Annotated in this window: 6 protein-coding genes; all 6 read left to right on the forward strand. The window is 69.3% G+C overall.

Translation table 11 applies throughout. From position 1 onward, the window contains the following. The first annotated feature begins 59 nt into the window (after window positions 1-59). From pcaH to AZG88_RS08695, 6 genes are read left to right on the forward strand one after another with little or no spacing between them, the layout of a single operon-like run. Window positions 60-788, forward strand: coding sequence for a protocatechuate 3,4-dioxygenase subunit beta (gene pcaH / locus AZG88_RS08670; protein WP_061697453.1), 729 nt, complete (start codon window positions 60-62; stop codon window positions 786-788). Beyond that, window positions 788-1,429, forward strand: a complete 642-nt coding sequence (pcaG, locus tag AZG88_RS08675; RefSeq protein WP_005248114.1) for a protocatechuate 3,4-dioxygenase subunit alpha — start codon at window positions 788-790, stop codon at window positions 1,427-1,429. The genes pcaH and pcaG overlap by 1 nt, the downstream gene beginning before the upstream one ends. A gap of 28 nt (window positions 1,430-1,457) precedes the next feature. After that, window positions 1,458-2,810 carry a 3-carboxy-cis,cis-muconate cycloisomerase gene (pcaB, locus tag AZG88_RS08680; RefSeq protein ID WP_005248116.1) on the forward strand — a complete coding sequence of 451 codons (1,353 nt, stop codon included), beginning with the start codon at window positions 1,458-1,460 and terminating at the stop codon, window positions 2,808-2,810. Then, a complete protein-coding gene (gene pcaDC, locus AZG88_RS08685; RefSeq protein ID WP_061697454.1) occupies window positions 2,807-4,009 on the forward strand; it encodes a bifunctional 3-oxoadipate enol-lactonase/4-carboxymuconolactone decarboxylase PcaDC in 1,203 nt (400 codons plus the stop codon). Before pcaB ends, pcaDC begins: the two co-directional genes overlap by 4 nt. Continuing rightward, a complete protein-coding gene (locus AZG88_RS08690; RefSeq protein WP_061697455.1) occupies window positions 4,006-4,803 on the forward strand; it encodes an IclR family transcriptional regulator in 798 nt (265 codons plus the stop codon). Before pcaDC ends, AZG88_RS08690 begins: the two co-directional genes overlap by 4 nt. A gap of 36 nt (window positions 4,804-4,839) precedes the next feature. Next, window positions 4,840-6,051: an acetyl-CoA C-acetyltransferase gene (locus tag AZG88_RS08695; protein ID WP_005248121.1), complete on the forward strand. Its 1,212-nt coding sequence runs from the start codon at window positions 4,840-4,842 to the stop codon at window positions 6,049-6,051. Window positions 6,052-6,158 lie beyond the last annotated feature (107 nt).

A 6,158-nucleotide genomic window follows, 5' to 3' on the forward strand; every position in this document is an offset into this window, starting at 1 on the left:
GACTACTATGTGCGAATAGCGGCCGACTGTTCACATCGAGAACGTGAGGATCTTTTTCCATGCTGCATCTGCCAGCCCACCACCACGCCGGGCACGAAGCGAATGCCCCGCTGCTGTTCCCCGAGTACAAGACGACTCGGCTGCGCAGCCCCAAGAACGACCTGATCCTGGTCCCGCAGCGACTCGGCGAGATCACCGGTCCGGTCTTCGGCGACGCCGACATCGCCAAGGGTGAGAACGACATGACCCACGCCAACGGCGGCGAGGCCCAGGGACAGCGCATCATCGTCCACGGCCGCGTCCTCGACAGTGCAGGCAAACCTATCCCCGACACCCTCATCGAGGTGTGGCAGGCCAACGCGGGAGGCCGCTACCGCCACAAGATGGACTCCTGGCCGGCCCCGCTCGACCCCCACTTCAACGGTGTCGCCCGCTGCCTGACCGACAAGCAGGGCCACTACGAGTTCACGACCATCAAGCCCGGCGCCTACCCGTGGGGCAACCACCACAACGCGTGGCGGCCCGCGCACATCCACTTCTCCCTGTTCGGTCAGGCGTTCACCCAGCGGCTGGTCACGCAGATGTACTTCCCGGACGATCCGTTCTTCTTCCAGGACCCGATCTACAACTCCGTGCCCGAAGCCGCCCGCGAGCGGATGATCAGCACGTTCGACTACGACCACACCCGCGACAACTGGGCCGTCGGATTCAAGTTCGACATCGTCCTGCGCGGTCAGGACGCCACCCCGTTCGAGGACACGCCGTTCAACAAGACCGAGGGCCACTGATGATCGACACCCAGAACCCCGACGCCCCCCGCTACCCGGTCTTCGCCAAGAGCCAGGACGAGGTGCCGTTCGGCGTCACCCCGTCCCAGACCGTCGGCCCGTATGTCCACATCGGCCTGTACCCCACCTGGGAGAACAGCGGTAACACCGTCCCCGAGGACGCGCCGGGCCGAATCACCGTGTCCTTCAATGTCATCGACGGCGCCGGTCAGCCCATCGGCGACGCGATGATCGAAACCTGGCAGGCGGATGCAGCCGGCCGGTTCGACAGCCCGACCGATCCCCGCGGTGCCGCCGAGGCGACCCCCGCCGGATTCCGCAGCCTGGCACGCGTGTTCGCCGACGAGAGCGGCACGATCGTGGTGCACACCGTGAAGCCGGGCGCACTACCCGCCGAGGACGGTGCCGTCGAGGCCCCGCACATCAACGTCGGACTGTTCGCCCGCGGCATGCTCGAGCGGCTGTACACGCGGCTCTACTTCCCCGAGGACACGGACGCGCACGCATCGGACCCCGTGCTCTCCGCCGTCCCGGAAGCAGATCGCCCCAAGCTGATCGCGGAGAAGACGGATCGCGGATACCACCTGACGATCCACGTACAGAACACAGAAGGACGGGAAACCCCGTTCTTCGCGCTGTAATCGGTCACAACCCAGAAAGGTGTCGCGCGTGAACTCTCCGGAACCTTCCCGGGGTGCCCTGTTCGATCCGACGTTCGGTGCCGGCGAGTTGTCGGCACTGCTCTCGGACCGGGCGTGGGTCACCGCGATGGTCGAGGTCGAGGCCGCACTGGCCCGGGCGGAGGCGAAATGCGACGTCATCCCCGCCGCGTCCGCCGACGCCGTCTCGTCGGTGTTCGCGCGCGTCGTCGCCGGGGGCTCCGTGAATGTGGGTGCCCTCGGCGAGGCGGCCGCGGCGGGGGGTAATCCGGTGATCCCGCTGGTGAAACTGCTCCGCGGCGAGGTCGCGGCCGCCGACCTCGGAGTGCCCGGAAGCCACGTGCACAAGGGCGCCACGAGTCAGGACATTCTCGACACCGCCCTGATGCTGCTCTGCCGCCGGTCGGGTGCGCACATCCTGGCGTCCCTCGACGAGGCGGTGCTCTGCGCCGAGGCGCTCGCACGGGCCCAGCGCGACACCCCGATCGCCGGCCGCACACTCGGCCAGCAGGCCCTCCCCACCACGTTCGGCGTGCTCGCCGCCGGGTGGATGACGGCGTTGCACAGGGCTTCTCGCGCGCTGTTCGACGCACTGGACGGCCTGCCCGTGCAACTGGGAGGTGCGGCCGGCACGTCCGCTGCGCTCTACCCGCACGGCCTCGACGTCGCCGACGTGCTCGCCGACGAGCTCGGGCTCGCACGTCAGGACGTGCCCTGGCACACCGATCGCACCCGCATCGCACTGCTCGCGTCGGCGCTCGGAACGGCCGCGGGCGCGGTGTCCAAGATCGCCACCGACATCGTGTTCCTGTCGTCCACCGAGGTCGGCGAGGTCAGCGAAGGGTCACCCGGCGGTTCGTCGGCCATGCCGCACAAGCGCAATCCGGTCGCCGCGATCGCGGCCCGCGCCGCGGCACGCCGCACCCCGGGACTCGTCGCGACGATCCTCGGCTCGATGGATCACGAGCAGCAGCGCGCCGCGGGTGCCTGGCACGCCGAGTGGGAAACGCTCACTGACCTGCTGCGCCTCACCGGCGGAGCCGTCGCGCGCATCGCCGACTCGCTCGGCGGACTGAACGTTCACCCCGATGCGATGGCCCGCAACCTCGACATCACCGGCGGCCTGCTCCTCGCGGAACGAGTCACCGGCGCCCTGTCCGCCCGCACCGACAACGCGCGCGACCTCGTCACCGCCGCGTGCGAGACCGGACACCCTCTCGACGAGGATCCGGGGCTCCTCGAATACCTGCAGGCGGACGAGATCCGCGCCCTGCTCGACCCCGCCGGATACCTCGGCCACGCCCACGACATCGTCGACCGCGCACTGGAGACAGTGGCCCGCGGCCGGGAAGGAACGCGATGACAGTCGCACTCGCACACGAAATCTCCGGACCCCGAAACGGCGCGGCGGACGCCCCCGTCGTGGTCCTGCTCGGATCGCTCGGTTCCAACCGGTCCATGTGGGACCCGCAGATCGCGGCTCTGTCCGACGAATGCCGGGTCGTCGCCGTCGATCAGCGCGGCCACGGCGAGTCGCCGGCCCCGGACGGCCCGTACTCCGTTCGCGACCTGTCCGAGGACGTCCTCGCCCTGCTCGACTCGCTCGGAGTCGACGCCGCCCACTTCGTCGGTCTGTCCATGGGCGGGGCGATCGCCCAATGGCTCGGCGCGCACACTCCGCGCCGGGTGCTGTCGCTGTCGCTGCTGTGCACCGCCGCGAAATTCGGTGAACCGCAGGCTTGGATCGAGCGCGCCGCGGCATCGCGCACCGACGGTCCGGAGTCGCTTGCGGATGCCGTTGTCGCCCGGTGGTTCAGCGAAGGGCTCGCCAAGCGCGATCCGGAATTCGTCCGGCACTACCGCGAAATGATCGCGTCGACGTCCTCCGAGGGATACGCCGCGTGCTGCGACGCCCTCGCGGACTGGGATTCCACCGCCGACCTGTCCCGCATCAGCGCACCGACGCTGGTGATCGCGGGCGAGGAGGATCCGTCCACCCCGCCGTCGGTCATGCAGATCCTCGCGGACGGCATCACCGGTGCCCGGTTCGAGGTGCTCTCCCCCGCCGCCCACGTCGCGAACCTCGAGCAGGCAGGCGCCGTCACGGCGCTGCTGCGCGAACACATCGCCGGCGGCGGGTACGCGCGCGGACGTCGCGCCGCGCACGCGCAGGGAATGTCGGTGCGCCGCTCGGTTCTCGGCGACGCGCACGTGGACCGCTCCGTGGCGGGAACCACCGACTTCACGGCACCGTTCCAGGACTTCATCACCCGCACCGCGTGGGGCGACATCTGGTCGCGCCCCGGGCTGGACCACGAGTTGCGGCGGCTGCTCACGATCGCAGTCCTCACCGCGGTCGGCAACGAGCACGAACTCGACATGCACATCCGCGCCGCCCTCCGCGCGGGTGTCGACGCCGACACCATCGGCGAGGTGCTGCTCCACACCTCCGTCTACGCCGGAGTGCCCAACAGCAATCTCGGGTTCGCACTCGGTAAACAGGCCCTCGCCGACCTGTCCTCCACCGACACCGGGGCCACGGAGGAGAATTCGCAGACATGACCGCTACCGAACCGTCGGAAAAGATCCTCCCGTCCCCCGACTACGTGCAGTCGCTGGCCCGGGGCCTCGCCGTGATCCGCTGCTTCGACAACCGGAATCAGCGGCGCACGCTCAGTGACGTCGCCCGCGCCACCGACCTGACCCGCGCCACCGCACGCCGATTTCTGCTCACCCTCGTCGAGCTCGGCTACGTGGCCACGGACGGTTCCGCGTTCTGGCTCACCCCGCGGGTGCTCGAACTCGGATACAGCTACCTGTCGAGCCTGTCGCTGCCGGAGGTCGCGCAGCCGCACCTCGAGAGGCTGAGCCACAAGGTCCACGAGTCGTCGTCGGTGTCGATCCTCGACGGTGCCGACATCGTCTACGTCGCCCGTGTGCCCGTCAGCCGGATCATGACGGTGGGCATCACCATCGGCACCCGCCTCCCCGCGTACGCCACCTCGATGGGCCGGGTCCTGCTGGCGGGACTGCCCGACGACGAACTCGACGCGTACCTCGAAAAGCTCGACATCGAGCGGCTCACCGAACGCACGATCACGGCCCGCGACGACCTGAAGGCTGCGATTCTCGCGGTCCGCGCGGACGGAATCTGCGTTCTCGACCAGGAACTCGAGGCAGGCCTGCGGTCGATGGCCGCCCCGATCCGCAACGCCTCCGGGCTGACCGTCGCCGCGGTGAACATCTCCACTCCCGCCGCGCGCTACAGCGTCGAGGATCTGCATTCCGATCTCATCCCGTCGTTGCGGGTCACCGCAACCGACATCGAACAGGACCTCGCCACCGTCAATCGCTGACGCAGTGCCCGAGGAATCTTCATGAAAGGTCTTTCCATGCGTGACGTCGTCATCTGCGAGCCCCTGCGAACGCCGGTCGGGCGCTTCGGCGGAGTGTTCAAGGACATCACCCCTCAGAGCCTCGCAGCCACCGTCATCACGGCGCTCGTCGAACGCACCGGCATCGAGGGCGGCCAGATCGACGACGTCATCCTGGGCCAGGCGTCCCCGGGCGGGGAAGCCCCGGCCATCGGCCGGATCGCGGCCCTCGACGCCGGACTCGGCATCGACGTCCCCGGCATGCAGGTGGATCGCCGCTGCGGATCCGGTCTGCAAGCCGTCATCACCGCCGTGCTGCAGGTGGCGTCCGGCGGCAACGACCTCGTCCTCGCCGGCGGCGCCGAATCCATGAGCCAGGCCGAGTTCTACACCAACCCGAACATCCGCTGGGGCGTCAAGGGCGAAGGGGTGCAACTCGCGGACCGGCTCGCCCGCGCCCGCGTCACCGCCGGCGGCGCGAACTTCCCCGTGCCCGGCGGCATGATCGAGACCGCCGAGAACCTGCGCGCCGAGTTCGACATCAGCCGGGAGGACCAGGACGCGCTCGCCGTGCAGTCGCACCAGCGTGCCGTCGCCGCACAGGAATCGGGACGCTTCGCCGAGGAGATCGTCGGAGTGACGGTGCCGCAACGCAAGTCGGACCCGCTCGTCGTCGACAAGGACGAACACCCGCGCGCCGACACCACGGTGGAGTCGCTGTCGAAGCTCCGCGCCATCCGCTCCAAGATCGACTCCGCCTCCACCGTCACCGCCGGCAACGCCAGTGGGCAGAACGACGGCGCCGCCGTGTGCATCGTGACGACCGCCGAGAAGGCGAAGGAACTCGGGCTGAAGCCTCTCGCCCGCATGGCGTCCTGGGCCGTGGCCGGCGTCCCGCCGCGCACCATGGGCATCGGCCCGGTGCCCGCCACGGAGAAGGCCCTCGGTCAGCTCGGACTGTCGATGTCCGACATGGGAGTCATCGAACTGAACGAGGCCTTCGCCGCACAGACCCTCGCCGTCCTCCGCAGCTGGGACCTCGACCCCACCGACGAACGCCTCAACCCCAACGGATCCGGCATCTCCCTCGGACACCCCGTCGGTGCCACCGGCGGACGCATTCTCGCCACCCTCCTGCGGGAGATGGACCGTCGCGAATCCCGATACGGGCTCGAGACCATGTGCATCGGCGGCGGTCAGGGACTGGCTGCGGTGTTCGAGCGGGTCTGATCCAGAAACGCGGGTCTGACGCAGAAACGCGGATTGTCGTCAGGCCAGCGCACCCACGACACCCTCAGCGGTCTCGAGCAACCTGCCCGAGGCCGCGAGGGTGACCG

Source organism: Rhodococcus sp. LB1 (assembly GCF_001583455.1).
Lineage (GTDB): Bacteria > Actinomycetota > Actinomycetes > Mycobacteriales > Mycobacteriaceae > Rhodococcus_F > Rhodococcus_F opacus.

Bases quoted from the DNA above. Each gene is read 5' to 3' on its own strand.
- pcaH (WP_061697453.1), top strand. From the start codon at position 60: ATGCTGCATCTGCCAGCCCACCACCACGCCGGGCACGAAGCGAATGCC.
- pcaG (WP_005248114.1), top strand. From the start codon at position 788: ATGATCGACACCCAGAACCCCGACGCCCCCCGCTACCCGGTCTTCGCC.
- pcaDC (WP_061697454.1), top strand. From the start codon at position 2,807: ATGACAGTCGCACTCGCACACGAAATCTCCGGACCCCGAAACGGCGCG.
- AZG88_RS08690 (WP_061697455.1), top strand. From the start codon at position 4,006: ATGACCGCTACCGAACCGTCGGAAAAGATCCTCCCGTCCCCCGACTAC.
- AZG88_RS08695 (WP_005248121.1), top strand. From the start codon at position 4,840: ATGCGTGACGTCGTCATCTGCGAGCCCCTGCGAACGCCGGTCGGGCGC.